The following is a 25716-nucleotide window of genomic DNA, read 5'->3' on the forward strand; positions in this document are numbered from 1 at the left end:
TATTCTCAATGGTGATTTTCCTGCAGAATTGCAACCATTTTGTTTCCAAGTGATGGCGTGTTTAATTGCATGTACTGGGAAAAAGCCAGTGTGCTCATTGACAAATACTCCTCAGTCGGCATATCCCAGATTTTCTCCAGTGCCGTCGCAATACCCTCAGCCTTCAGATCCCGGGAGAAGATCACACCATTCACACCATCTTGCACATAGGAAGGTTCAGGCCCCATGTGGGCGGGCATGTCACCGTGCACTAATGGCGGCAGTCGCAGCGCAAAGTAATGCACCACACTCAGTCCGGCATTACCCGGATAACAGCCCACCCGGCAGTCGCGGCTGATTTCCAGAATCCGGGCATCGTCATAGACCGCCCCATGAAAAATCACCCAGGAATGATCGAAGCGAGCACGGTACTCGGCCTCCAGTTCGCCACTTCCTACGACATGTAGCACGGCATCCGGATGCCTGGTTCGCACACGAGCTACTGCATCTATCAGTTGCTCCAGGTGGCATTCTTCGCGAAGGCGGCCGACAAAGAGTACCCCTTGCTCTGTACCCGTTTTCTGTATGTCGGCTGCATCGACCGAAAAGCGGATCGCGTTATCGGCAACCGCCAGCTTTTCCGGAGGGCATCCCGCAGCAAGCATGGTTTGATGGGAAAGCTCCGTGTAGCAGACATAACGATGAGAAAGTCTAGCGGCAGTTCGATACAGCCAGGCAATCAGGCCGCCAATGTGGCGCTTTGAATACAGACCCTGCCCGTGCGAGAACACCTTTACTCCATTGCGGCGTGCCCAAAATAACAGCCACCAGTAGGTCAGGTCGCGAATATTGGCACAGGCCAACACCAGTTCCGGCTTTTCCTGGCGCAGGGTTACACGAACATTGTGTTGCCAAAGGAGGCGGCCGCCTAGCAATGGCTTCATCGGCGCTTCAATGACTTTCGCGCTCTCCGAAGCAATAGTACGGAAACCGCTGTTCGCAGCTGAATTTCCACACAGTATGGTTAGTGAGAAATTCCGTGAAAGTTTCTCCACCAGTTCGGCGCGGTAACTGGCCAGCAATGGCTGGATGTAAAGTGCGGACCTTTTTTTTGCGGACATTCAGGAGCTTTTCCTTAATTTGGCATAGTAGGCTACGACAATGGCCATTAAACTGCCCATAAAGAATGCTGCTGATCTTGTGCCAAGAGGGAATCCAGTGAAACCCGTTGAGAATATCGCTATAAGGGCCGTGCTGGCCATGATTGGGATACGTTTTTTGTCGCGGGATTCTTTTCTGTGTTTATGTACTATGACGAGGGCCGCAAAGCAGCAAAAAACAAAAAACATATTCATTCCTAAGCCGAATATGAGGCCTGACGAGTATAGGGTGTAAATCCAGAGTGAGTGGCCCCCGTTCCAGTATCCTTGAACAACTCCTTTTTCTCCAAATATATCTCTTATGAAATCGGCGTAGTGGCCCGAGTAGTCATACGGAGCCCCAATTCCGCAGCCTAAAGCCATGTTCAGGCCTGAGGAGAAAAGGCAGGTCATCTGATTGTGATACTCTGCGAGTCGGCTGGCAGTGGTGATGTCAAAACCAAAATATGATGAACTCCCCAGTATTCGGTTTGCCCACATGCTGATTAGTTCGCTGCCAGTACCCCCGGCAAAATACATGAGGAAAAGCAGTGACAGTGAGATAAAGGATATGATTAATGACTTTCTAGTGAACTCTATTTGACTCTTCGAGTATCCGTAAGTTATCGGGATAATGACAGCGGCTATGGTCAATAGATACGATCTGGTCTGGGAGGCTAGGATGATAAGTAATAGCATCGCCAGGACTGTCAGGCTTGTCAGTTTTCTAAATCCCTCATAGTACATGGCAAAGAAGATGGCTAAGGTAAACGGGAGAAGAGGCGATATGATCCTGTATCGGAGTCCCGAGAGGCCGCCCCCAAAAAAGGTTACGCCGTAAAAAACTTGCCAGACACATGATATTAGCGATGCAATGGCAATTACAGGTAAGAAGTATCCGGCGACGGCATTGACACCGTGTCTGCGACACAAAGCGCCAAAAAAAACGAAGCTACCTACCATGATTACATATGGTGCGCCTACAATTATGTAATTTTGAAAGTTATAGTTGTGAATTATTGCGGTGAGTGGTGAAGAGATTATGAATACAAGTAATAACAATCCTGAGATCTGGATTAATTTTGAAGGGTGGATTGGTTTTTTTGATAGATATGGTATGGCTCCAATACATATAAGGCTCAGTGAAATCAAATATGAAATTCTCTGGTAAATTCCACCCTCTTCAATTCCCTTGAAGTCAAAAGCCATTAGCAAGGCGGTTGAAAGCAGAATCCAGCGAACCCATTGGGGGAGTATTGATGGATCTCGTGAGCGAAATCTTGCTTTCAATTCAATGCTCAAGTTGTGCCTCTGTCAGGTCAAGATATTCAGTTGCTGTTCTGTTGATGTCGAAGTCGGAGATATTTCTTGGCAAGTAAATTGGTTCTTTAAAAGCCGAAAGAATGCTGCGCTCCCAGTCCGCTACGCTTTCTCGTGGTATGCACTGCACACCCTTCATTTTTGAAAACTGGGCAAGCGTAGGAATGTCGCTTGCTATCACCGGAGTGCCGGTTGCTAATGCCTCCAGCATCGCAAGGCCTTGTGACTCCGCACTCGACGGCATTACATAAACATCTGCGCGCGCCAGAAGATCGAATATGTCTTGGCGAGGCCCGAGAAACTCCACGTGTAATTGTAGTCCGAGGTTTGCAGTTAATAACTTTAGTTTCTCGTGATATTCTTTGTCCTCGATCAAGCCGGCCAGCCACAATCTGGCTTGTGGCTGCTGCTTGACCACTTCGGCCATGGCCTGGATACTTATGTGCTGCCCTTTGAGCGGAAGCACCCGCCCCACTTGAAGGACGATTCCGCTTTTCTCTGTCCGCTTGCGTCGGTGGGCAGCTGCTGCCTGAGCGCCGGTGAAGTCAAGACCATTGCGGATCACTCGAACAGGCACTGGAAAAACTGCACGGTAATTATCTGCACCCGGTTCAGAAACAGCAATCGTGTTCCTGCTCAAGTGACAGAGCAGGTGCTCAGCAAGGCGATGGGGGCCTACCGCCGGATAGTTATCGGTGGCATGCAGTACAGGCACAACGCGACGCTGGAGCAGATCGGCCAGCCGGGCGTACATGGCTGGAATCACCGAGTGGGCAAATACCACATCCGGCTTGAACTCTATCAAGAGCTTCCGGATGTGCGGCAGGCGTTGCAAGTGTGAAGGGGCTTGATGCGGTAGCTGTACATGGACGCCTGCATGTTGCAGGCGTTCCAATTGCGGAAGAAAGCTTTCCTCCGATGGGTTGATGGCAGAGAAGGCGACATCGTGGCCCATGTTTTTTTGTGCAATGCACAGGTCGCGAACCAGAATCTCCGCTCCGGAAAACCGGGGGGTCAAAACCAGATGCATAACTCTCATTTCAGTTGCCTCAGCAGCCTGCTAAAACGTACTGCAAACAATCCCAGCGCTACACTGGCCCCCACCCACCACAATGCTGGAGCCCACAGCGTAAGCAGCGGGCAGCCGGCCAGCAGAGTCCAAAATCCCCATTGTGCTCGCAGAATCTGCAAGACAGTCTCTACGTATAGAAGTGCCCCAGTCAGAATCAATAGCACTGCTACCCATACAGCTGCGCTGGAGGCCACTGCTACGCCGGTTATGCCCTTTGCCCGCAGTAGGTACAGCAGTGCCAACAGCGCCAGCAGCTGCACCAGTGCGGCGCCGGTCACGATCCAAGCCTTGCCTTCGGCTTTTACAAACGGCACTAGTACGGCTGTCAGCAGGCCGCCATACATGCCGCCCACCAGAAGCCCGAATACCGGGGCAGCAGCTCTCCAGCTTTCACCCAGCAGAAGCACAAACAATGGCTCTGCCAGTGCGTTCAGAGTCAGCACGGCCGCCATACCACCAGCCGCCATCAATGCGAGCAATGCCAGCGTCAGCTCCACTGCGCGTTGGTGATCGGAGCGCATTTGCTCCGAGAGCTTGGGAAACAGGTACTGCGAAAGCATGATCCCGATATCCGCCACTCCCAGCTGCGCAAAGCGTTGTGCCATCTGGTAGGTGCCTAATCCGCTTACGCCAACAATTTTTGCCACCATGAACTTGTCGGTCTGGTTGAGCAGGAAATTCAGGATGTTGTTCATCCAGATCCATTTTCCAAAGGCAGCAAATTCGGAGGCTTCCCGCGACAGTGACGGGCGGGGTGGTGGCGCAAATACTCGGTATGAGGCAAGCCAGCGCACTCCCTCTGTCACCGCCATGGTCACGAACACAGCCAATACACTCTGCGTCACCCAGGCCACCAGAATGCCCAGCACGGCATCGATCAACACAAAGCTGGAATTGAATAGACCAACGCGGCGCATCTGCATGTTGCGCAGTGCAAGCGTAAGCGACAGGTTCACCGAGCCACGCAAGAGCAGGAGCACACCGACTAGCGCGAGGATTGGGAAGGCTTCCGGTATGGAAAAGAGCTGTGCCGCAGGCCAGGCCAGGAGCGCCAGACCAGTGCCAAGCAGGACGGCCCGTAGCAGCTGCCAGCCCCAGACAGCGCTGAGCTGTGCCTGCGTCAGTGCTTCACGCCGCTGCACCAGCGCTTGCATCAGTCCCAGCTCGCTGAGTGCTTCTGCCACAGCCATTGCCAGCAGGCCCACGCCGATGAGCCCGACGCCCTCTGGCCCGAGTACGCGTGCCAGCACCAGAAACTTGAGCGCCACCGCAATCCGGCCGGCACCGTGCTGCACAAACACCCAAAACGGGCCGGATGAGGAGAACAGGCGTGAGACGAGAGAGAGCTTCTGCATCAGGCGATTGCCTGTATCAGTCGAGCTGCAAAGTCGCGGCCAGGGAGCGGGGTCAGTCCTGATGCCTGGTTGGCAGTTGCCGGCAAGGCGCTCAGAGCGTTGGCGACGGCTTCCTTGTCTGAAACTTGTACGCTTACCCCCAGATCGTTGGTACGGGTGAACCAGCCAATCAGTCCTTCATCACAGCTGATTACAGGACGCTCGAAGGCCAATGCCTGCCACAGCACGCCACTGGAGCCAAGATGGCCGCGATATCCGAGCCATACAGCGTCGCAGGCGCTGAACAGCAGACTTTCTTCGTCTTCGGTGATGAAGCGGTCAATTAGGTTCAGACGGCCCTGCTGAATTGCCTGCTGCCAGGCTTCACCAGCCAGCCAGTTGCGGATCTCCGGAGCCTGGCGGCCGGCCACGACTACGGTCGGTTGTTGCTCCAGCGGCAGCGAGGCTTGTGCCTCCAGAAGTTCTCGCACACCTTTGCGCCAATCGACTGCCCCGTAGAGCAGTACCACCGGACGCGTGGTGTCCAGCCCCAGAGTGCTGCGCGCCTGTTCACGCGACACTGCGGGCACATTGATATCGGCAGGGTCCTGTAGGTACAGGACGCGGCTGTTGGGCTGACGTGCAGTTACGTATTCGGCGAGACAGGGGTCAATCACGCACAGCTTGCCAACGGCGTGGGAGTTTGCCAGACGAAAGAACAGCAGCTCCTTGATGCGCGTTAGCAGCCCGGGCTTGTTTTCTGACAGGCCTATCTCATAGCAATGAAAGGCCGGACGCATGGAAATTGCCGACCAGGGGCACTTTCCGAATGGTCTTGAATTTATTGCCAAGGCATACAGGCAGATATCGGCAAAGGGCAGCAGCACATGGTCGATAGTGGTCTGAGAATTTACTTTCCGGAAAATGGCCTGCAGTTTTTTCCAGTAATAAGTTTCGCGCTGAATCAGTTCGATCAGTCCACCGCCATTTTTAGCGCCGCTGAAGTCATCGAAATGCAAGGCCAGACGATCAGCATGGCGGGCTCGCAGACTGACCAGTGTCGCGTTGTCACAGAAGCGATGATCTGTGGCGATAGTTACCTGCCAGTCACTGTCGCAGGCCGCTGACGCAATCCAGTCCAGGTAGCGAAAGTGGTGCCCGCTCAATTGAGGCTCAATGATCAGAAGCCGTTTCATGTCTATTCTCAGTGTGTATTAGTCGCTGCCAAATAAGTCGCGTGTGTAGACCTTCTCTACTACGTCCTGCAGGCTATCGGCTTGCCGGTTGGCCACGATCACATCACTGATACGCTTGAATTCTTCCAGATCTCGAACGACGCGCGAATTGAAGAACCTGTCTTCCTTCAATACGGGCTCATAGATCACCACATCGACCCCCTTGGCCTTGAGGCGCTTCATCACACCCTGGATGGCCGAGGCACGGAAGTTGTCAGAGCCGGACTTCATCACCAGCCGGTAGATGCCGACCACCTTGGGATTGCGCTTGAGAATGGATTCGGCGATGAAGTCCTTGCGCGTGGTATTGGCATCGACGATGGCGCGGATCAGGGTGCTGGGTACGTCAGCATAGTTGGCCAGCAGCTGCTTGGTGTCCTTGGGCAGGCAGTAGCCACCGTAGCCGAAGCTGGGATTGTTGTAGTGCATGCCGATACGCGGGTCGAGGCCTACGCCTTCGATGATCTGCCGGGTGTCCAGGTCGTGGGTTTCGGCGTAGCTGTCCAGTTCGTTGAAGTAGGCCACGCGCATCGCCAGGTAGGTGTTGGCGAACAGCTTGATAGCTTCGGCTTCGGTGCTGTCGGTGAACAGGGTGGGAATGTCCGGCTTGAGGGCGCCCTGTTGCAGCAGGCGGGCGAAGGTTTCCGCGCGCTCGGAGCGCTCGCCGACGATGATCCGCGACGGGTACAGGTTGTCGTGCAGCGCCTTGCCTTCGCGGAGGAACTCCGGGGAGAAGAGGATATTGGCGGTGTTGTACTTCTCGCCCACGCACTTGGTATAGCCGACCGGTACTGTGGACTTGATCACCATGACCGCATTGGGGTTGATCGCCAGCACATCCTCGATCACTGCTTCAACGCTAAGGGTATTGAAGAAGTTGGTTACCGGATCGTAGTCGGTGGGGGTGGCGATGATCACGTAGTCGGCATCGCGGTAGGCCTCTTCCTTGTCGAGAGTCGCCCGGAGGTCGAGAGGCTTCTCGGCGAGGTAGCGTTCGATTTCGCTGTCCTCGATAGGCGACTGGCGATCATTGATCAGGTCTACCTTTGCCGAGACGATATCAAGGGCGATGACCTTGTTGTGTTGAGCGAGGAGTATGGCGTTGGATAGACCGACATATCCGGTGCCGGCGATGGTGATGTTCATGACAGTCCTTTGAGAGCTTCCGGTGCTGGGGCGGGTCGCGAGCAAGCTCGCTCCTACAGGGCAAGCACGTTGTCTGGGAGTCAGTAGATGTCTTTGGACAGCAGGGTGAACGGCGTCTTGATCAGGATCTTCAGATCCAGCCACACCGACCAGTTGTTGATGTAGGCAAGGTCGAGTTCGACGCGCTGCTGCATCTTGTCCAGGGTTTCGGTTTCGCCACGGCAGCCGCTGACCTGCGCCAGGCCAGTGATGCCGGGCTTGATGCGGTGGCGGGCCATATAGGCGTCGATCTTGCCGGTGTAGTAGTCGTTATGCGCGACGGCGTGCGGGCGTGGGCCGACCAGGGACATGCTGCCCTGCAGCACGTTGATGAACTGCGGCAGCTCGTCGATGGAGGTGCGACGGATGAAGCGGCCGATGGGGGTGATGCGATCGTCGTTGCGGGTGGCCTGTTTCACGTCCTGGTCGTCGTGCATGCGCATGGAGCGGAACTTCCACACCTCGATGACCTGGCCGTTCCAGCCGTGGCGCTGCTGCTTGAAGATGACCGGGCCGGGCGAGGAGCGCTTGACCAGGATGGCGATGGTCAGCATCAGCGGACTGAGGGCGAGCAGCGCCAGCAGGGCGAGGACGCGATCCATCACGGCCTTGGTGAAGGCGGCGGTAGGATAGGCGGTCAGCGGGCTTTCGTTGAGGTGGATGGCCGGCAGGCCGCCGATATCGCTGACCGAGTGGTTGAGCAGCATCATGCTCGCCAGGTCGGGGATCCACACCACGTCGACGCTGGCGTCGAGCAGGTCGATGTACAGGCCTTCGATCTGCTCGGCTTCGGCCAGCGGCAGGGCGATATACAGGCGACGGATGCCGTATTCGGCGATCAGTGCACGCAGGTGTTCGAGCCCGCCGAGGATCGGGTAGAGGCTGTTGCTGGGCAGTTCGGCGCTGTCGGATGCGACCAGGCCCACCACCGGCTCATGCTGGTGACGGACAAGTTTGTCGGCGAGCTCAAGGGCGAGGTCGCCGGTGCCGATAATCAGCGATGTGCGTTCGCTCTGGAGCTGGCGATGGTAGCGGCGGGAGAAGTGCTGCAGTGGCAGGTAGCTGGCGGCCTGTGCCGTGAAGGCGAGGATCGCCCAGGTGAGTGCGACTTCGCGGGAGAACAGTTCGCTGGTCTTGGTGACGAAGGCGACCACGGTGAGGCAGGCGAGCAGCAGCAACCAGCCACACAACAGGCGGGCGAGGCCGGTCAGATAGCCGTGTTGCTTGTGATAGACGCGCAGAAGCGAGTAGGCCGGTACCGATGCGAGTATGGCGATCACCGCGAGGATCCGGTACTGGGTATCCAGGGTGCCGGTCTTGTAGACGGCCAGGGCGCAGAGCAGCAGGGTGGTCAGGCCGATGGCCACCAGCCACTGGCCCCAGAAGGTCAGGCCGCGGCCACCGGGGAGGATGCTGTCGGAGGTTCGTGTCACGTGCTGTGCCTTGCCGTTGAATAGGGTGTCGTGGCGCCAGGGTGCGGAGCTGGATTCCTGATGCTGTCTGGATGCACTGGCAGAAAGACGCCGGCTGTGAGGCTGGAGTGAAGAGACTCTCCGTAGTGATCCGGCTTGAGCTGTCCGGGGCGCTGTCGAGTGGTTTGGCATCATCCTGAGCCTGCGTGGTTGTTGGCGTTGTCGGAAGGCTGTTGCCGAGGTCGGCAGCGGCCTCGCCTGGGCCTTGGGATAACTCTGTTTATGTCGACTGCTGGCGCTTCCGCGAAGGCGACGCGCGGCTATCAGCGGCTGATCGCCCGTGAATGACGGCTTTGCAGTTTTCCGGCGTGATCTACTGGCAGATGCCCTGTTTCTTCCGGATTCGCTCGTCGAGGTGCTCGCACAGCGCTTCGCTCATGCCGGCGTGCGCAGCGACTTCAGATAGGTAGCGGGCTTCGTTGCCGCTGTATTGCACGACCCTGTCGGCGGCTGCGAGGGTGGCGCTGCGTTGTCCGGCGTCGAGGCTCGGCCAGGCGAGCAGGCCGATCTCGGCGAGGGTGCGGTTGATCTCGATGCGGTTGGGGCCGAGGTTGTTGGCTTGTTGCAGGGCGTGAGCGAACTCGTTGTCCAGTTCGAGGAGATGGAGCTTGGCGTAGGCCAGGGCAGCCCAGGCGTAAGGCCACTCGGGGCGGGCCTGGGTCGATGCCCGGAAGGCTTCGAGGGCTGCGCGTCGGGAAGCTTGGGCCTGGGCTGCGCCGAAAGGGGCGCGGAACTGCTGCCATTGCCAGACACGGCCGAGGCGTTCGAGGTATTCGCCGTTGTTGCCTGGGTAGAGTCGCACGGCGCGTTGGGCGGCGTCGTGGGCGATCTGCCAGGCCTTGGCGGTGGGTTCGCTGCGCTTGTTCGTCCAGTCGTCGAGGAAGGCTTGGGCCTGGTAGCTGGCGATGCCGGCGAGCAGCATGCAGGCCCCCGCGGCGATGAGTGGCAGGCTGAGTACTGCGGCCAGTAGCGGCAGCAGACGAATGGTGAACGAGTCCGCACTTTGCGAATCGGCAAGCAAGCGCGTGCTGCGCCGACGTTTCGAGTGGGCGATGGCTGTGGTCATTGCTGGGGAGTGTCCGGCTGGGGTGCCGCTTACGCAGGCGGGTGGCTTCTCAGGTGAAGTGTGCCCGGGCGATTTGCCACGGGTTGTCCTTGACCAGGCGTTCGGCCCGGTTGTCGCCGACGATGCGGGCGGTGTGTTCCATGCCTTCCCTGAGGTGGGGGGGGCGGTGCTGGGTGTTATGGGCGTCGCTGGCGAGGATCGTGACCAGATCCTGCTCCAGCAGGGTGTGGGCGACGTCCTGGGCTGTGGGGCCGAAGTGACCGGCTACCGAGCTGGCGGTGACCTGCAGCAGGCAGCCCTGGGCGATGAACGGCTTGAGTTTGCTAGGGGTGCGCATGATGCCCTTGTTGCGTTCCGGGTGGGCGATCATCGGGATGACATTGCGTTGCAGCAGCCACTGGGTCAGGCGTTCTGCTCCGAAGGGAATCTCGCCATGGGGGAACTCGAGCAGCAGGACTTTCTTGTCCTGCCACTGGCCGAGCATGGGCAGTGCACCTTCGACGAGGGCGGTCATCAGCTCCATGCCGAAACGTACTTCGGCGGCCCAGCTGACTTTCAGGTCGATGCCGGCCTGGGCGAGTCCTTCGTTGAAGATGCGATGGGCGGCCTGGATGCTCCGACGGTCGTTGTCGTAGCGGCCGGGATGGATGTGCGGGGTGCAGACCAGGTGGGTGATGCCGTCCTGGACGGCGATGCGCGCCAGCTGCAGGGCAGTTGCCAGATCGGGGGCGCCGTCGTCGATGCCGGGAAGCAGGTGGTTGTGCAGGTCGATCATGAGATACGGATCTTCAGGCGTTGCCGCTGGGAGGCCGGATTACGCTGTGTGGAGGACGTTCCATCGAGCGCGATGCTGGAAAAGACCTGCGGTCGTTTTACGCTCTGCCGATGGATATTGTGCTGGATCGCAATTGAGCTGCCTCCTGCGCTGCCGCTGCCCGGAGGCTGCTGGTGAAAAACGCCGTGTGGTTTTCCACTCTGTGCAAGAGGCAATTCATTTGTGATTCGGTGCGCCCTCCCGCTCTCCACCAGGGAGAGGGGAGGGGGCTTGCTTTCACGCTTTCTGGGCGTCGCTGCTGTAACCGTAGTAGTCGTAGTAGCCGCCGTAGCTGTAGCCGTACTTCTGGGCTTTCTTGATGTCCACCTGGTTGAGCACCACGCCGGTAACCGGCGCGTTGCTTTGCAGCAACTGGCCGACGCCTTTCTGTACCAGCGGGATCGCCGTGGCTTCGGACTTGACCACGTAGAGCAGCGCGTTGGCGTGTGTGGCCAGCACGGCCGCATCGCTGACCGCCTGGGTCGGCGGGGAGTCGATGACCACGCGGTCGTAACGGCTGCGCAGGAACTCCAGGACCTTCTCGAAGCGCGGCGAGGACAGCAGTTCCAGCGGGTTCGGCGGCACGGCGCCGGCGCTGAGCATGTCGATGCCGTCGACTTGCTTGATGCACTCCTCGAGCTTGGCGGTGCCGGCGATCAGGTTGGCGAGGCCGGGGGTGCCGACCGGGAAGTCGAAGTTCTTCGCCAGGGTCGGGCGGCGCATGTCGGCGTCGATCAGCAGCACCTTTTCCATCTGGCCGAGGGCCATCGCCAGGTTGGCGGACACGGTGCTCTTGCCCTCGCCCGGAATGGAGGAGGTGATCACCAGGACCTTGTGCGGTTCTTCCATGTTGGACAGCACCACGCCGGTACGGATGGTGCGGATCGACTCGCAGAAGCTCTTGTCCTTGTTGTCGCTGAACAGGTGGGCGACAGCCGAGCGATCCTTGTTCTTGACCAGCGGCAGGATGCCGAGGACCGGCAGATTGAGCTTGTTCTCGACTTCCTCGGTACCCTTGAAGGTGTTGTTCAGCGCTTCCAGCAGCAGGGTCAGGCCGGCGCCGGCGAACAGGGCGAGCAGGGCGGCGATGGCGACGATCAGGGGTTTCTTCGGCTTGACCGGAATGGCCGGCACGATGGCCTTGTCGACCACGCGGGCATTGGCGGTTTCCAGGTCGGAGGTGGCGGCCGTTTCCTTCAGGCGGCTGAGGAAGGTGTCGTACAGGGCGCGGTTGGTTTCCACTTCGCGCTGCAGCTCGCGCAGCTTGAATTCCTTGCGCGAGATGTCCTGGATCTGCGCCTTGTTGGCTTCCACGGAGGCGCGCAGCGAGCCCTCGTTGGCCACGGCCATCTGGTAGTTGCGCTCGATACTGGCGACAACCTGCTCGACCTGGCCGCGCAGGCTGGCGGAGGCGGCGGCCAGCTCGGTGCGGGCGGCCTCCATGGTCGGGTGACGTTGACCGTAGCGCTTGGACAGCTCCTCGACCTTGGCCTTGGCCTTGGCTTCGTTGGCCTTGAACTGCTGGATCAGCGGGTCGCCCAGCACTGCCGGGATGCTGGCCAGGCGTTCCCAGCCGGCGCCGCGGCTGCCTTGCACCTGGCGGTACAGGCTTTCCGCTTCCGCACGCTGGCGGCGGGCATCGATCATGCGGTCGCTGGTTGCCGACAGTTCGGCGGCGCTGATGGTGGATACGCCGTCGACGTCGACCAGGTTTTCCTTCTCGCGGAAGGCCTGCAGCTTGTCCTCGGCTTCCTTCAGCTTGACGCGCAGTTCGCTCAGGCGGGTATTCATCCAGTTGGTGGCGGTCATGGACATTTCCATGCTCGCTTCCATCTGGCTTTCGATGAAGCCGTTGGCCAGCGCGTTGGCGGCCTTGGCGGCCAGGCGCGGATCAGCCATTTCCACTTCGACGCTCACCAGTTGGCTCTTGCCCTGCGGGACGATATAGATGCGTCCCATGAAGGCCTTGGTGACGCTGTCGAGGATCTGCGCTTCGGTCGGGTCGACGCCTTCCTCGAGGTCCTCGGGCAGGGTGGCGGGGATGGCCTTGCCGATGTTGAAGCCGGCCAGCAGGCCGCCGATGTCGATCAGCGGCTCGGGCTGCTGGCGCGGGTCGAACTCGGGGTGGGTGGTCAGGTTGAGCTGCTTGACCACGCGCTCGGCGAGGGCGCGAGACTTGAGCAGTTCGAACTGGGTTTGCAGGTATTCGTTGCTGTCCCCTTCCAGGCCGTAGACCTGTTCGATGGACACCACGTTGGCTTCCTTCTTCTCGATCAGCAAGGTGGCGCCGGCGCGGTAGATGGGGGTGATGCTGAGGACCGCCAGCACGGTGACCATGACCACCACCAGCACCAGGGCGAGGATGCTCCACTTGCGGCGCCAGAGGGTCTGCCACAGTTGCAGCAGGTCGATCTCGTCGTTGTCGTCGTCAGCCTGTCGCGTGGCGATCAGGTTGCGCTCGTTGATCTGGGCGTTGCTTTCCATTCTTAGAAGAAACCCTGGTCAATGGTAATGGTGTCGCCAGGCATCACTTGGGTATCGAGCGTCGCCGGCTGCGGCGTGCGGTCCGGATCCTGGTCGCGGATGATGGTGATGCGACCTACCGAGGCGCGCTCGGTCAGGCCACCGGCCAGGGCCACGGCGCGGCGCAGGGTGAGGCCCGGTTGGAAGCGGTAACCGCCGGGTTCCTTCACTTCTCCGCTGATGAAGAATTCGCGGTACTTGAGGACGCTGACGGTGACGCGCGGGTCGACCAGGTAGTCGCCCTTGAGTTGTTCGGTGAGGTACTGCTCGATCTCGGCTGCGGTCTTGCCCTTGGCACGCACTTCGCCGAGGAACGGGTAGGAGAAGATCCCGGCATCGTTGAGGCGAATTTCCTCGAGGCTGAGATCCGGCTCGCCGAAGACGTTGATGCGGATGACGTCGCCCGAGGCCAGCTTGTAGGTGGAGTTGCCTTCGGCCAGCACGGCGCTGCTGTTGAGCAGCAACAGGCCGAGGATCAGGCGGAAGAAATAGCGGATGACCATGTGGCTCGGTTTCTCTTGTGGGGGCGGGTAGTGCACGGGGGGGCGCCACCCCCCCGCATGGTCGCTGCGACCCGATGGGTTACAGGCTGGCGTTGATGGTCAACGCATAGATGTTGCGCTCGTAGCTTTCGTTGGCTGCGTCGGAGTCGTTCTCGGCGTACTTGTAGCCGATGCCGACGTCCAGCCAGCGACGCATCTCGTAGGTCAGACCGATACCGAAGATGTCGGCGTTGTCTTCACGCTGGATGTCTTGGTAGTCCTGGTCGCGACGGGTGTAGCTGACGTTGGAGGTCAGACGCTCGGCCCAGTCGTGATCCCAGCTCAGGGTGGTGGTCTGGGTCTTGATGGTCGATGCGCCGCTGTCGCCTTCGTCGAAGCCCTGGCGGGTGTTCAGGTTGAAGCGCGAGTAGGTACGCGGTTCCCAGGCGACGCCGACTTCCCACATGCCCCCGGACTTCTCGCCGATGCTGGAGTCGTCGAAGTCCTTCTTCTCGCGACCGAGCTTGACGGTACCGGTGGTCTTGGCGGTGGCCTCCCAGGTGGCACCGGCCAGCAGGCCCATGTTCTCGCTGTTCAGGCGGTCGTTGCTGACGTAGTTGTAGTCGGTGTGACGGCCTTCCAGCAGGAGCTTGGTCTTCGGCGCGACGCGGTAGTAGAAGGTGCTGCGCAGCGCGGTGGTGTCGCGCTCCTTGTCGGCGTTGAGGTGGTCGCTGTTGGTGTAGCGCATCTCCTCGTAGTTGGCGCCGAAGTCGATCTGCGCGCGGGCGCTCTCGGCACCGTAGGTGTACACGCCACCAAGGTTCTTGGTGTTGTACATGTCGTTCTCGACCTTCTGATCGAGACCGGCGGTTTCCTCGACGTCGTGGTAGCCGGCGTTCAGCTTCAGACGGTTGCGTGCGTCGAACTCCAGACCGAGATCACCGGTCAGGTGATGGTCGGTGTTGTTGTCCTTGTGGCTCGAGTGGAAGGTGTCGCTGACGGCGCTGTAGCTCACCTTGTAGGCGCTCTTGCGGCCTTCCGCGCCGAGGGTGAAGGTCGGCGCGATGGTGGTGATCCAGCTCGACTCTTCGTCGTTTTCCACTTCGCGGAAGTTGTCGTCGTAGCTTTCGCTGACCTTCAGGGTGGGCGTGAAGTTCAGGCCGTCGGCCAGCTTGATGCTCTGCGGCTCGAGCGCCCAGGCGTTGGCGCAGACGACGCCGGAGATGGCGGCGGCCAGCAGGCTGATGTGCAGTTTGTTGCTCATTGAACAGGGAATCCTTGCCGGTAGTGGCGGAGCTGATTTTCGCGATGGCGACCATACTGGCCGCCATCGGTGTTCGTCGTCCGTGCTACGGATCAGTTCGGGCTGGCAGTGCCGCCGCCGCCGCCGCTACCGCTCGGGGTGCTGGAGGTCGGGGTGGTCGGGCCGCTGGTGGTGCCGCCGGCGCCGCCGCTGGTGGTGCTGCCGGTGGCCGAAGCGACGGCGGTGCTGACTGCTGCTGCCACGCCCGGAACGGTCGAGGCCTGGGCGGCGCTGGTAGCCGCGGAGCTCACGCTGGCCTTGGCATCGGCCGGGGCGGCCTGCACGGCGGCGGTTGCCACGGCCGCGGCGACAGCGGCGCTCGGAGCTGCGCTGACGGCGGCGCTGGCAATGGCGGCGGCAGCCTGCGGAGCGGCCTGGATGGCGGCGGTCACGATGGCGGCAGCGGCTTCCGGAGTGGCGGCTGCAGCGACCAGCGCAGCAATGGCGGCAGCCAGCTCCTGGTCGTTCTGGGCGGCGGCGATGGCCTGGGCCTGTTCGGCGGTCACGACACCGGCAGCCACCATGGCGTCGGCGGTCTTCTGGTCGGCCATGGCCTGGCCGGAGGCCAGGGCCAGGGCGATGGAAAACGCGGTCAGGGTTTTGCGCATGTTTAACGTCCTCGTTATTTGCAGCAGTGGGCCTTGCCGAGGCAAGGAGTGAATCTTTCTTGTGTTGGTGAATCTGATGCCAAGCCTGAGCGGAGCTGAGTGGCTGGCTGGTGGCAAGATGGAGCTGGATCTTGCGAGGTGGCCTTCTGGACGGCTGCAAGAAGCCTTCTCCGACGCGCCATCGAATGACTGCCGGGCCGGGGTTCGTGGGAAGGCTACTGGTCGGTGATGCCTTTCAGGTCGGTGTGAATCGTCACTGCTCGTGCTTTCTGTCGATATCGTTCGGCCAGGGCACTGGCCAGTCTTTTTCTGGCCTCCTGCTCGCCGTGCACAAGACGGATCTCGCTCGGCCAGTGGCGCATGCGCGCGACGAAATTGACCAGACCTTTCTGGTCGGCATGGGCGGAGTAACCACCGATGCTTTCGATCCCGGCACGAATGTCGAACCGCTCGCCATCCAGATCGACGTAGCCGCCGCGCGGGCCGTACTGCTGGATGATCTGTCCGGGAGTTCCCTTGGCCTGATAGCCGACGAACAGGACGTTGTGCCGTTTGTCGCCAAGCATGGCCTTCAGGTAGTCGACGATGCGACCGCCGCTGCACATGCCGCTTGCGGCGATGACGATGGCGGGGCGCCCGCTCTGTGCCAGGTGACGCACCATGGCGAGGTGATCGCCATGGCTGTCTATCGTCAGCAGATTGCCGAACTTGAGCGGGTTGCGCCCCCGGCGCAGGCGTTGCAGAGCCTCTTTGTCCCAGAAGTCCTGTAGTTGTCCGTAGACCTCGGTGAAGCGACTGGCCAGAGGCGAGTCGAGGATGATCGGCAGGGCAGGCCAGTTGATCGCGCCGCTTGCTGCACTGACAGATGCCTTCTCTGCCTCGTCAGTTGCCGGAAGTGTGAACTTCATCCTCTGGGTGATGTCTTCCAGTTCGTAGAGCAATTCCTGCGTTCGGCCTATGCTGAAGGCCGGAATCAGCACCGTGCCGTTGTCGGCCAGTGCCTTCTCGATCACTTTCTGCAGCCGCTGGCGGCGGTCGCCCCTTGGCTCATGGATGCGATCGCCGTAGGTGCTTTCCAGTACCAGGGTGTCAGCTCTCCAGGGTGACTTGGGGGCTGGGAGCAGGGGGGTATGTGGTCCACCGAGGTCGCCAGAGAAAACGATACGCTTCTTCTTGCCACTCGCGTGGTAGTGCAGGTCGCATTCGACATAGGCCGAACCGAGGATGTGGCCGGCGCGCTGCAGGCGGATGCGGGCAGAAAGTTGCGGATTCTCGACTATGCTGAACCAGGTGTTGTACGGCAGTGCGATGGTGCGCATCTCGATCAGGTTGAGATAACGCTCAAGCAGCTTGGCGTCGCGACTCACGTTCAGGCGAAAGGCGTCTTCCAGCACAAGAGGGAGCAGTCGGGCCGAAGGCTCGCTGCACAGTATGGGGCCCTTGAATCCCGCAGCGAGCAGCTGTGGTAGGCGCCCAATGTGGTCGACGTGAACGTGTGTTGCGATCAACGCACGGATATTGCCGGTATCGAAGTCGATTTGCGGTTTGTCGTTGCTACTCAGGCCGTCAACGGAGGTTTCCGCACCTTGGAACAGGCCGCAGTCGATCAGCAGGTTGTGTTGCTCGTCGAGCTGCAGTTGGTGGCAGGAACCGGTCACGCCGTTCGCGGCGCCATGGTGTGCGACTTTTGGATAGGGCATGTGGTTAGTCCATTAACGATGCGCCATCTTGACGTGCAATCAGGCACGCTACCGCCCCAGGGTTTGTCCGTCATTCCCTGAGAACGAATCTTCCATGCAGCGAATGCCTGGCGCGCGAATGCTGTGCGTCAGGCATGCCGTTTGTCATTTGTGCCGTGAGGGGGCGTCTGAGATGCACCCTGCTCCTTGGGTTGTTGCTTATCCTTTTGATTGTGACGGTTTTTTCAATCGACTGTCTGTAAGCATTTTTCCCTATTCGATTTTGCGAATGCTTGATAGTGGAACTCGGACTTTCTGGTCGCGCTGCAATATCTTCATCAGTATTACCACTCTCTCATTACCATCCATGGACAGGAAAATGGCTTCCAGCTCGGCGAAGGGGCCTTGATCGATGCGTACCTTGTCACCGGATTCGAGGAACTGATCGGGAGGGGTGGCGCTGCAGCGCCGCTGTAACTGGCTGACGAGGTTGGCGTCGATAGGTGTCGGCTGGTTACCGAAGGTCACCAGGCGGCTGACGCCGCGGGTGGAGCGCAGGGGAGCCCAGTTGTCGAGCCGGCTGAGCTGGATGAACAGGTAGCCGGGAAACAGTGACTCCTTGACCATTTGCCGCTTGCCGCGCGCGATCTTTTCGCAGGTATGCATGGGGCGGTAACAGGCATAGCCCTGGCGCACGAGGTTCTCCTCGGCGCGCTCGTCCTGACGAGGTTTGCACTGGATCAGATACCAGTCCGATTCGCCGTGCTGTGCATTGGGCTGGGTAAGAGATTCGCTCATGCGAAAGTGCTGCATCCTGGCTGGGCCGCGGACAGGGCTGTGATGGCTGATGTTCGTCGCCATCACTTACCGTGACCAATTCAACCGCCGGATTGTGCCATGCTTCCCGCCTTACACAAATATTTCAGTCCACCTTTGTGCTGGTTAACCAGACCAAAGGCCGGCTGAGTTGTCGCCCCTTCTCGGTAGGGCAGTCACTGTATGGTGGCGGAGTGCTGGAGCCGGCGCTGTCCTATGAGCGTCACAGCCTCGCGCAGCGCCTGGATCTTCAGCGGCTTGGTCAGGTAGCAGACGATGCCGAGCTCGCTGACCTGGGCCTGGTCTTCCGGCAGGGCGCCGGCGCTGATGACGATGACCGGCAGGTCGCGGGTGCGCGGGTGTCTGCGCAGGCTGCGCAGCAGGCTGTCGCCTTGCAGGCCGGGCAGGTCGATGTCGAGCAGCAGCAGTTCCGGCGGGTTCTCGGTGATCCAGTGCAGGGCCTCGAGGCCGTTCTCCATGATCTCGACGTCGGCCAGGTCGGCGAGGGCCTTCTGCACCAGTCGCTGGCTGGCGTGGTTGTCCTCGACGTACAGGGTGCGCAGCAGGGGAACGCCATGCGGCTTTTCGGCGCGTTCGCCGTGGATGTCCTTCTGCAGCGTCGGGCTGAACGGCAGTTCGATCCAGAAGGTGCTGCCGATGCCGGGCTCGCTGGTGAAGTCGAGCTTGCCGTGCATCAGTTCGGCCAGTTCGCGGCTGAGGACCAGGCCGATGCCGGTGCCCTTGATGGTGCTGTTTTCGTGGCCGAGGCGCTGGAACGGCTTGAACAGCAGCGGGCGCTTGTCCTCGCTGATGCCGTGGCCGGTATCTTCGACGATCAGGCGCAGGCTGCCGGGGGTGATCTTGTAGCTGAGCGACAGGTGGCCGTTGGGGCGGTTGTACTTCACCGCGTTGCTCAGCAGGTTGAGCAGGATCTGCCGCAGTCGGCGGGCTTCGGCGCGGACCAGCAGGCTGCCCTCGGGCAAGTGGCTTTCCAGGTGCAGATTGTGTTCGCTGGCCTGCGGGCGGATCAGCTCGATGCATTCGCTCATGATCTGCCGGGCGTCGACGATCTCCATCGTCAGGTTGGTCTTCTGCGCCTCGATGTAGGCTAGGTCGAGGATGTCGTCGACCAGCAGGCACAGGTGGTTGCTGGCGGTGAGGATTTCGCCGGTGTACTGGCTGAGGCTGCTTTCCTCCGGGCGGTCGGCCAGTTCCAGCTGGATCATCTGGGCGAAGCCCTGCACGGCGTTGAGCGGAGTACGCAGCTCGTGGCTCATGCTGGACAGGAAGCGCGTCTTGGCGATGTTGGCGGCCTGGGCCTGCTGGCTGGCCTGGCTGAGGGCTTCCTGGGTGGCCTTGAGGGCGTCGATGTCGACGTGGGTGCCGGCCAGGCGCCGGATGAAGCCGTCGGCCTCGGTATCCACGGCGCGGCCACGGCTGAGCAGCCAGTGGTAGACACCGAGAGAGTCGGCCAGGCGGTACTCGATGGTGTAGTTCTCGCTCGGCGACTGCTCGGGGTGTTCGAGGCAGGTGATTGCCTGCTCGAGGTCGTCGGGGTGGATGCGGGAATAGAAGGTATCCAGGTCCATCTGCGGGCCGTTGAGGCCGAAGCGCTCGATCAGGCGGCCCTCGATGCGGATGGTGCGCTGCTCCAGGTCGATCTCCCAGACACTCTCGGTGGTCGAGTCGAGCACCAGGCCGAGTTGCTTCTGGGCTTGCAGGCGGGTGGCTTCGCTGTGCGCCAGTTGCTGACCCATGGCGGTGGTGGCGCTGGCCATCTGGTCGAACTCGGCGATTGTCGACTCGGTGCGCTTGGGCATCCACTGGCCCTGACCGATTTGCGCCAGCATCCAGGTGATGCCGTCGATCGGCTGCTGCAGGTGGTGGCTGAGTTGGCGCGAGCGCAGCCACATGGCGGCGAAGAACAGCAGGTAGAAGATCACCAGGCCGGCGATCAGCAGGTAGCCGATCTGCTGGTAGCGCGAGGCGAGGGCGTTGGTCTTGCTGAATACCTCGGCCTCGTCGACCACGGTGATGAGCTTCCAGCCGGTTTCCGGAATGGTCGCCCAGGCGGCGAGCTTGCGCTGGCCGCCCAGATCGAGGGATTGCACGCCGGTGGCGCTGAGGCTGATGGCTTCGGCAAGGCCGCTGGTGTCCTGGCGCTTGCTGAGGTTGAAGTCGGCGGGCTTGAAGATTTCCTTGCGGATGGCTTCGTCGTAGGAGTGGTTGGTCAGCTCGCTGAGGCGCAGGTCCTGTTCGCCCTGGGGCGGCAGGGCCATGATGTTCTGCTCGGCGCTGACCAGCATGGCGTAGCCGTTCCAGGCCACCTGCAGGCCGGCGATTTCCTTGAGGATGTTGTCGACGGTGATGTCCAGGCCGGCCACCCCTTCAAGGAAGTCGCCGCGATAGACCGGGGCCAGCGCCGACATCATCCAGCCGTGGCCGGCGGGGTCGACGTAGATGTCGGTCCACACCACCTTGCGCAGCGGGTTGTGGCGGGCGTCGGCGAGGTAATAGAAGTTGTAGTTGGGGATCACCATGTCGTGCGGATACTGGTCCGGGGTGTGGAACCAGGGGTAGATCCGGTTGTAGCTGTCCCAGGTGTTGAAGTAGAGCGAGGCGACCAGTTTGTTGGCGTCCTTGAGGCTCTTCATCAACGGGTCGAGCTGGGCCAGGCGCAATACCCGGTCCATGTCCTGCTGGTTGGCCGGGGTGCTGTTGGCGTAGAAGGAGGCGGCGCGGCCGTCGTCGGTCTTGGTGTAGAGCACGCCGTCGTCGGTGCGGGCGTGGCGTTCGCGCTCGAAGCTGTCGTCGAGGTAGGTTTTCTGTTGCAGGACGTTGCCGATCTGTTCGCTGTAGACGCCGGTGAGCTTGGCGATGGCGTTCAGGCGCTCGCTGACCAGATGCGCTTCCTGCTGGGCGGCACCCTTGAGGTCGGTGAGCGCGGTCTCGCGCAGGTGTTCGATCTGTGCTTCGCGAATCGAGCTGTTGGTGAGCAGGTAGGCGGCGATCAGTACGGTTTCCACCAGAACCAGCGGGATCAGGGCGCTCTGCACGAAGGCGCGCCACATCCAGCTGCGGAGGGTGGTTTTCGGGGTTTCCTGCATACCTGTGCGCCCTTGGGGTTGATCGCGCTGGGTGGGCCAGCCTGTGGATTCGGCAGTTTAGGGATGATGCTCGCCAACGGCGTTGGCTGGGTCCGCGGATGATAATGGAAAGCCCCCGATTTGTGACGAGTTTTGCAAAATTGAGTCCGGCCGGGCTGGGGGCTTTCGACCTTGTCGAGCGAGCCCGGCCTGCTGGTGCATTCCCGCGCAGGCCGGAGCCCGTATGCCTTGTGGCGGTGGGGGCTCGTCTGTGCCGGAGCGACGGCGGGTGGTCTTGTCTGGGGTTGCCTAAGTATCTGTCAGGCAAAGTTTTTGCCTGGCGGGTTGTAAGTTGCGTGCGACTCGCTACAATGGCGCGGCCCGCTACCACGGCGGGTACGTTATGGTGGCCCTGTCGGTCCCCCCGCAATGATTAGCCGTCAACCTGGTCAGGCCCGGAAGGGAGCAGCCATAGCGGTGACATCGTGTGCCGGGGTGTGGCTGGCGGGGCCATCTCCATTTCTGGCGGGCGAAAACCTTGCCGGCCGCTTCTGCTCATGGTCTGCGGGGCGGCTCGCACGGGGCCATCTCTTGAGCGACGTCCCGTCCAGTCCCCTCGAGCGGGTGCAATTTGCCCCACGCTTCGCTAGCATGACGCCCCACGCTCAATTGCCCGCAGCGAAAGATTCGATGAGTTACCAGGTCCTCGCCCGCAAGTGGCGTCCGCGCTCGTTCCGTGAAATGGTCGGCCAGACCCATGTGCTCAAGGCCCTGATCAATGCGCTGGACAATCAGCGCCTGCACCACGCCTATCTGTTCACCGGCACCCGCGGGGTGGGCAAGACCACCATCGCGCGCATCCTGGCCAAGTGCCTGAACTGCGAGCAGGGCGTCAGTTCGACACCCTGCGGCCAGTGCTCGGTGTGTCGGGAGATCGACGAAGGCCGTTTCGTCGACCTGATCGAGGTGGACGCGGCGAGCCGCACCAAGGTCGAGGATACCCGCGAGCTGCTCGACAACGTGCAGTACGCGCCGACCCGTGGCCGCTACAAGGTCTACCTGATCGACGAAGTGCACATGCTGTCCACGCACTCGTTCAACGCGCTGCTGAAGACCCTCGAAGAGCCGCCGCCGCACGTCAAGTTCCTGCTCGCCACCACCGATCCGCAGAAGCTGCCGGTCACCATCCTCTCACGCTGCCTGCAGTTCTCGCTGAAGAACATGCCGCCCGAGCGCGTGGTGGAGCACCTGACCCACGTCCTCACCGCCGAGCAGATCCCTTTCGAGGCGGATGCCCTGTGGCTGCTGGGGCGTGCCGCCGATGGCTCGATGCGCGACGCCATGAGCCTTACCGACCAGGCGATTGCCTTCGGCGAGGGCAAGGTGCTGGCTGCCGACGTGCGCGCCATGCTCGGCACCCTCGACCATGGTCAGGTCTACGGCGTGCTGCAGGCCTTGCTGGCCGGTGATGCCCGCGCCTTGCTTGAGGCGGTGCGCCAGTTGGCCGAGCAGGGGCCGGACTGGGCTGGCGTGCTGGCCGAGATGCTCAACGTGCTGCATCGCGTGGCCATCGCCCAGGTGCTGCCGGAGGCGGTGGACAATGGCCAGGGCGATCGCGAGCGGGTACTCGGGCTGGCAGGAGCGCTGCCGGCCGAGGATGTGCAGTTCTATTACCAGATGGGCCTGATCGGTCGCCGCGATCTGCCGCTGGCGCCCGATCCGCGCAGCGGTTTCGAGATGGTGCTGCTGCGCATGCTGGCGTTCCGTCCGGCCGATGCGGCCAGGGCGCCGGATACGCCGCTAAAGACCTCGGGGATCAGTGAGGCCACGACTGATTCCGCGACGGCACCGGTGGCTGGGGCTGCCGTCGCTGCGCCTGTGCCGCCCCCGGCGTCGTTGCCTGCCGAGCCGGTCGATGTGCCTTGGGATGTCGCGCCGCAAGATCGGCCACGCCCCGAGGAGCGCATGGCTGTCGCCGCACAGGAGCCGTCCGCGCCGGTTCCGCCTCCTCCCGCGCCGGAGTTGCAACCGCAGGCGCTTGCCGCACCGGTAGCGTCTGCGGCGCCACCGGCGCATGAGCCTCCTCCGGCGAGGGGCGTCGGGGCAGCCGTACCCGCACCGGCGCCGCAGCCGCGTACGGATGCTGCTGCGCCCACGGCTGTGCCGCCGACAGTAATGGAGGAGAGCGCCGCCGAAGAGGCCGACGACGACTACGACTCGGTGGATGTGGACGCATACGCCTATCTGGAGAACATGCAGCCGGTCGACGACCGCGAGCCGGTTCAGCAGGCGCGCGAGGAAGAGCCACTGCCAGCCTCCCGCCCGGCCACCGGCCTGGCCGCCGAGTGGCTGGAGCTGTTCCCCAGGCTGGGACTGGCCGGGATGACGGCCAGCATCGCCGCCAACTGCTCGCTGGTGGCGGTGGATGGCGATCGCTGGCACCTGCACCTGGATCCCGGGCAGAGCGCGCTGTTCAACGCCGGTCAGCAGCGCCGCCTGACCGATGCGCTGAGCAGCTATCATGGTCGTCCGTTGACTCTGCAGATCGATATCGTCCGGCCCGAGCAGGAAACCCCTGCCCAGGCCGCCGCCCGTCAGCGCGCCGAGCGTCAGCGCGCGGCCGAGGCATCGATTCACGCCGACCCGCTGGTTCGGCAGATGATGGAGCAGTTCGCCGCGGTGATCCGCGACGGCACAATCGTACCCCTGGACAATTGAGGTGATCCCCATGATGAAAGGTGGCATGGCCGCGCTGATGAAGCAGGCGCAGCAGATGCAGGAAAAGATGCAGAAGATGCAGGAAGAGCTGGCCAACGCCGAAGTGACCGGCCAGTCCGGTGCCGGCCTGGTCAGCGTGGTGATGACCGGTCGTCACGACGTCAAGCGCGTCACCCTGGACGACAGCCTGATGCAGGAAGACAAGGAAGTGCTGGAGGACCTGATCGCCGCGGCGGTGAACGATGCCGTGCGCAAGATCGAGCAGAACAATCAGGACAAGATGGCCGGCATGACCGCGGGCATGCAGCTGCCGCCCGGCTTCAAGATGCCGTTCTGAGCCTGATTTCCCCTGGTGCGCCCGGCACACCCTGCGTGACCGCACCATCGCAGGGTGCGCTGTGCGCACCCTGCATTGCGACGGTAATTCCCATGAGTTTCAGCCCCCTGATCCGCCAACTGATCGACGCCCTGCGCATTCTCCCCGGCGTCGGCCAGAAGACCGCCCAGCGCATGGCCCTGCAGTTGCTCGAGCGGGATCGCAGCGGTGGCCTGCGCCTGGCCCAGGCGCTGACGCGGGCGATGGAAGGGGTCGGCTATTGCCGGCAATGTCGTACCCTTAGCGAGGACGAGCTGTGTCTGCAGTGCAGCGATCCGCGCCGCGACGATAGTCTGCTCTGCGTCGTGGAGGGGCCGCTGGATGTGTTCGCCATCGAGCAGACCGGCTATCGCGGGCGCTATTTCGTGCTCAAGGGACATCTGTCGCCGCTGGATGGCCTGGGGCCGGAAGCCATCGGCATTCCCGAGCTGGAAGCGCGGATCGGGCAGGGGCGCTTCAGCGAAGTGATCCTGGCGACCAACCCCACGGTGGAGGGCGAGGCGACCGCTCACTACATCGCCCAGCTGCTGGCTCCGCGTGGTCTCAGGCTGTCGCGCATCGCCCATGGCGTACCGCTCGGCGGCGAGCTGGAGCTGGTCGACGGCGGTACCCTGGCGCACGCCATGGCCGGGCGCAGGCAGTTCGAGCTCTGACCCCGTACAAATGAGAACGCCCGCCCCGGTCTCCCGGCGCGGGCGTTTTTCATGCCAGGCAGGCTTGCTGTCAGCCTTCCAGCCGGCCGCCGGCCAGGCCGCAGAGCTCGACCGAGTCGAGGATCTGCACTTCCTTGCCGTCGGCCTGCAGCAGGCCATTCTGCTGGAAGCGGGTGAACACGCGGGACACGGTTTCCACCGCCAGCCCCAGGTAGTTGCCGATCTCGCTCCGCGACATGGCCAGGCGGAACTGGTTGGCGGAGTAGCCGCGGGCGCGGAAGCGCGCCGACAGGTTGACCAGGAAGGTGGCGATCCGCTCGTCGGCGGTCTTCTTCGACAGCAGCAGCATCATCTGCTGGTCGTCGCGGATTTCCCGGCTCATCAGGCGCATCAGCTGGCGGCGCAGCTGGGGCAGCTGGACCGACAGCTCGTCGAGCTTCTCGTAGGGAATCTCGCACAGCGAGGTGGTTTCCAGCGCCTGGGCGGAGACCGGATAGGCCTCTGCGTCCATGCCGGACATGCCAACCAGTTCGCTGGGCAGGTGGAAACCGGTGATCTGCTCCTCGCCATTGTCGGTGACGCTGAAGGTCTTCAGCGCGCCGGTGCGTACGGCGAATACCGAGGTGAAGCTGTCACCCTGACGGAACAGGAACTCGCCCTTCTTCAGCGGCCTGCCGCGCTTGACGATGTTGTCGAGCGCGTTGATGTCTTCCATGGTCAGGGACAGCGGCAGGCAAAGAGGGGAGAGGCTGCATTCCTTGCAGTGCGCCTGTGGCAGGTTGCGCACCTTGATGTTGTCTTGGCCGGCGGTCATGTCGAACAGCTACCTAAAGCGAGGTTTGAGCGCAAGGTTACC

20 protein-coding genes and 1 other RNA gene are annotated in these 25716 nt (G+C 61.6%); 4 read left to right on the plus strand and 17 right to left on the minus strand.

Going from position 1 to position 25716, the window contains the following annotated elements; all coding sequences use genetic code 11:
• Window positions 1-5: 5 nt before the first annotated feature.
• From BLT78_RS02085 to BLT78_RS02155, 16 genes are all read right to left on the minus strand, one after another.
• On the minus strand, window positions 6-1100 hold the full coding sequence (locus BLT78_RS02085) for a glycosyltransferase (RefSeq protein ID WP_090347390.1): 1095 nt from the start codon (window positions 1098-1100) through the stop codon (window positions 6-8).
• Entirely contained in the window at window positions 1101-2420 is a 1320-nt protein-coding gene (locus BLT78_RS21235; RefSeq protein WP_157719459.1) for a hypothetical protein, read from the minus strand.
• Window positions 2410-3477 (minus strand): glycosyltransferase, encoded by a 1068-nt coding sequence (locus BLT78_RS02090; RefSeq protein WP_090347391.1) that lies wholly within the window; start codon window positions 3475-3477, stop codon window positions 2410-2412. Before BLT78_RS02090 ends, BLT78_RS21235 begins: the two co-directional genes overlap by 11 nt.
• Window positions 3474-4865 carry an oligosaccharide flippase family protein gene (locus tag BLT78_RS02095; RefSeq protein WP_090347392.1) on the minus strand — a complete coding sequence of 464 codons (1392 nt, stop codon included), beginning with the start codon at window positions 4863-4865 and terminating at the stop codon, window positions 3474-3476. The genes BLT78_RS02090 and BLT78_RS02095 overlap by 4 nt, the downstream gene beginning before the upstream one ends.
• Window positions 4865-6040 (minus strand): glycosyltransferase, encoded by a 1176-nt coding sequence (locus BLT78_RS02100; RefSeq protein ID WP_090347393.1) that lies wholly within the window; start codon window positions 6038-6040, stop codon window positions 4865-4867. The genes BLT78_RS02095 and BLT78_RS02100 overlap by 1 nt, the downstream gene beginning before the upstream one ends.
• An 18-nt stretch (window positions 6041-6058) precedes the next feature.
• Window positions 6059-7225 (minus strand): nucleotide sugar dehydrogenase, encoded by a 1167-nt coding sequence (locus BLT78_RS02105; RefSeq protein WP_090347394.1) that lies wholly within the window; start codon window positions 7223-7225, stop codon window positions 6059-6061.
• A gap of 80 nt (window positions 7226-7305) precedes the next feature.
• Window positions 7306-8697: an undecaprenyl-phosphate glucose phosphotransferase gene (locus BLT78_RS02110; protein WP_231975679.1), complete on the minus strand. Its 1392-nt coding sequence runs from the start codon at window positions 8695-8697 to the stop codon at window positions 7306-7308.
• Between the two features lie 352 nt (window positions 8698-9049).
• Entirely contained in the window at window positions 9050-9802 is a 753-nt protein-coding gene (locus BLT78_RS02115; RefSeq protein WP_090347396.1) for a hypothetical protein, read from the minus strand.
• Window positions 9803-9851: 49 nt separating this feature from the next.
• A complete protein-coding gene (locus BLT78_RS02120; RefSeq protein WP_090347397.1) occupies window positions 9852-10577 on the minus strand; it encodes a tyrosine-protein phosphatase in 726 nt (241 codons plus the stop codon).
• Window positions 10578-10853: 276 nt separating this feature from the next.
• Complete coding sequence (locus BLT78_RS02125; RefSeq protein WP_090347398.1) at window positions 10854-13100, minus strand: GumC family protein; 2247 nt, start codon at window positions 13098-13100, stop codon at window positions 10854-10856.
• A gap of 2 nt (window positions 13101-13102) precedes the next feature.
• Window positions 13103-13642 (minus strand): polysaccharide biosynthesis/export family protein, encoded by a 540-nt coding sequence (locus BLT78_RS02130; RefSeq protein ID WP_090347399.1) that lies wholly within the window; start codon window positions 13640-13642, stop codon window positions 13103-13105.
• 79 nt (window positions 13643-13721) lie between these two features.
• Entirely contained in the window at window positions 13722-14885 is a 1164-nt protein-coding gene (locus tag BLT78_RS02135) for an outer membrane beta-barrel protein (RefSeq protein WP_172830758.1), read from the minus strand.
• A 92-nt stretch (window positions 14886-14977) separates the two neighbouring features.
• Window positions 14978-15532, minus strand: coding sequence for a hypothetical protein (locus BLT78_RS02140; RefSeq protein WP_090347400.1), 555 nt, complete (start codon window positions 15530-15532; stop codon window positions 14978-14980).
• A 215-nt stretch (window positions 15533-15747) separates the two neighbouring features.
• A complete protein-coding gene (locus BLT78_RS02145; protein ID WP_090347401.1) occupies window positions 15748-17232 on the minus strand; it encodes an MBL fold metallo-hydrolase in 1485 nt (494 codons plus the stop codon).
• A 252-nt stretch (window positions 17233-17484) separates the two neighbouring features.
• Window positions 17485-18009: a transcription/translation regulatory transformer protein RfaH gene (rfaH, locus tag BLT78_RS02150; RefSeq protein ID WP_090347402.1), complete on the minus strand. Its 525-nt coding sequence runs from the start codon at window positions 18007-18009 to the stop codon at window positions 17485-17487.
• Between the two features lie 194 nt (window positions 18010-18203).
• Complete coding sequence (locus BLT78_RS02155; RefSeq protein ID WP_090347403.1) at window positions 18204-21134, minus strand: ATP-binding protein; 2931 nt, start codon at window positions 21132-21134, stop codon at window positions 18204-18206.
• Between the two features lie 392 nt (window positions 21135-21526).
• Here BLT78_RS02155 and ffs point away from each other — a divergent pair.
• From ffs to recR, 4 genes are all read left to right on the plus strand, one after another.
• Window positions 21527-21623: signal recognition particle sRNA small type (ffs, locus tag BLT78_RS02160), an RNA gene on the plus strand.
• Window positions 21624-21803: 180 nt separating this feature from the next.
• Window positions 21804-23831, plus strand: coding sequence for a DNA polymerase III subunit gamma/tau (gene dnaX / locus BLT78_RS02165; protein WP_090347404.1), 2028 nt, complete (start codon window positions 21804-21806; stop codon window positions 23829-23831).
• Window positions 23832-23841: 10 nt separating this feature from the next.
• Window positions 23842-24168 carry a YbaB/EbfC family nucleoid-associated protein gene (locus BLT78_RS02170; protein WP_090347405.1) on the plus strand — a complete coding sequence of 109 codons (327 nt, stop codon included), beginning with the start codon at window positions 23842-23844 and terminating at the stop codon, window positions 24166-24168.
• Window positions 24169-24260: 92 nt separating this feature from the next.
• Window positions 24261-24860, plus strand: coding sequence for a recombination mediator RecR (recR, locus tag BLT78_RS02175; RefSeq protein WP_090347406.1), 600 nt, complete (start codon window positions 24261-24263; stop codon window positions 24858-24860).
• Between the two features lie 70 nt (window positions 24861-24930).
• On the opposite strand, the gene fnr is transcribed toward recR, so the two are convergent.
• On the minus strand, window positions 24931-25674 hold the full coding sequence (gene fnr, locus BLT78_RS02180) for a fumarate/nitrate reduction transcriptional regulator Fnr (protein WP_090347407.1): 744 nt from the start codon (window positions 25672-25674) through the stop codon (window positions 24931-24933).
• Window positions 25675-25716: the final 42 nt, after the last annotated feature.

The sequence above is a fragment of the Pseudomonas oryzae genome (assembly GCF_900104805.1).
Taxonomy (GTDB): domain Bacteria; phylum Pseudomonadota; class Gammaproteobacteria; order Pseudomonadales; family Pseudomonadaceae; genus Geopseudomonas; species Geopseudomonas oryzae.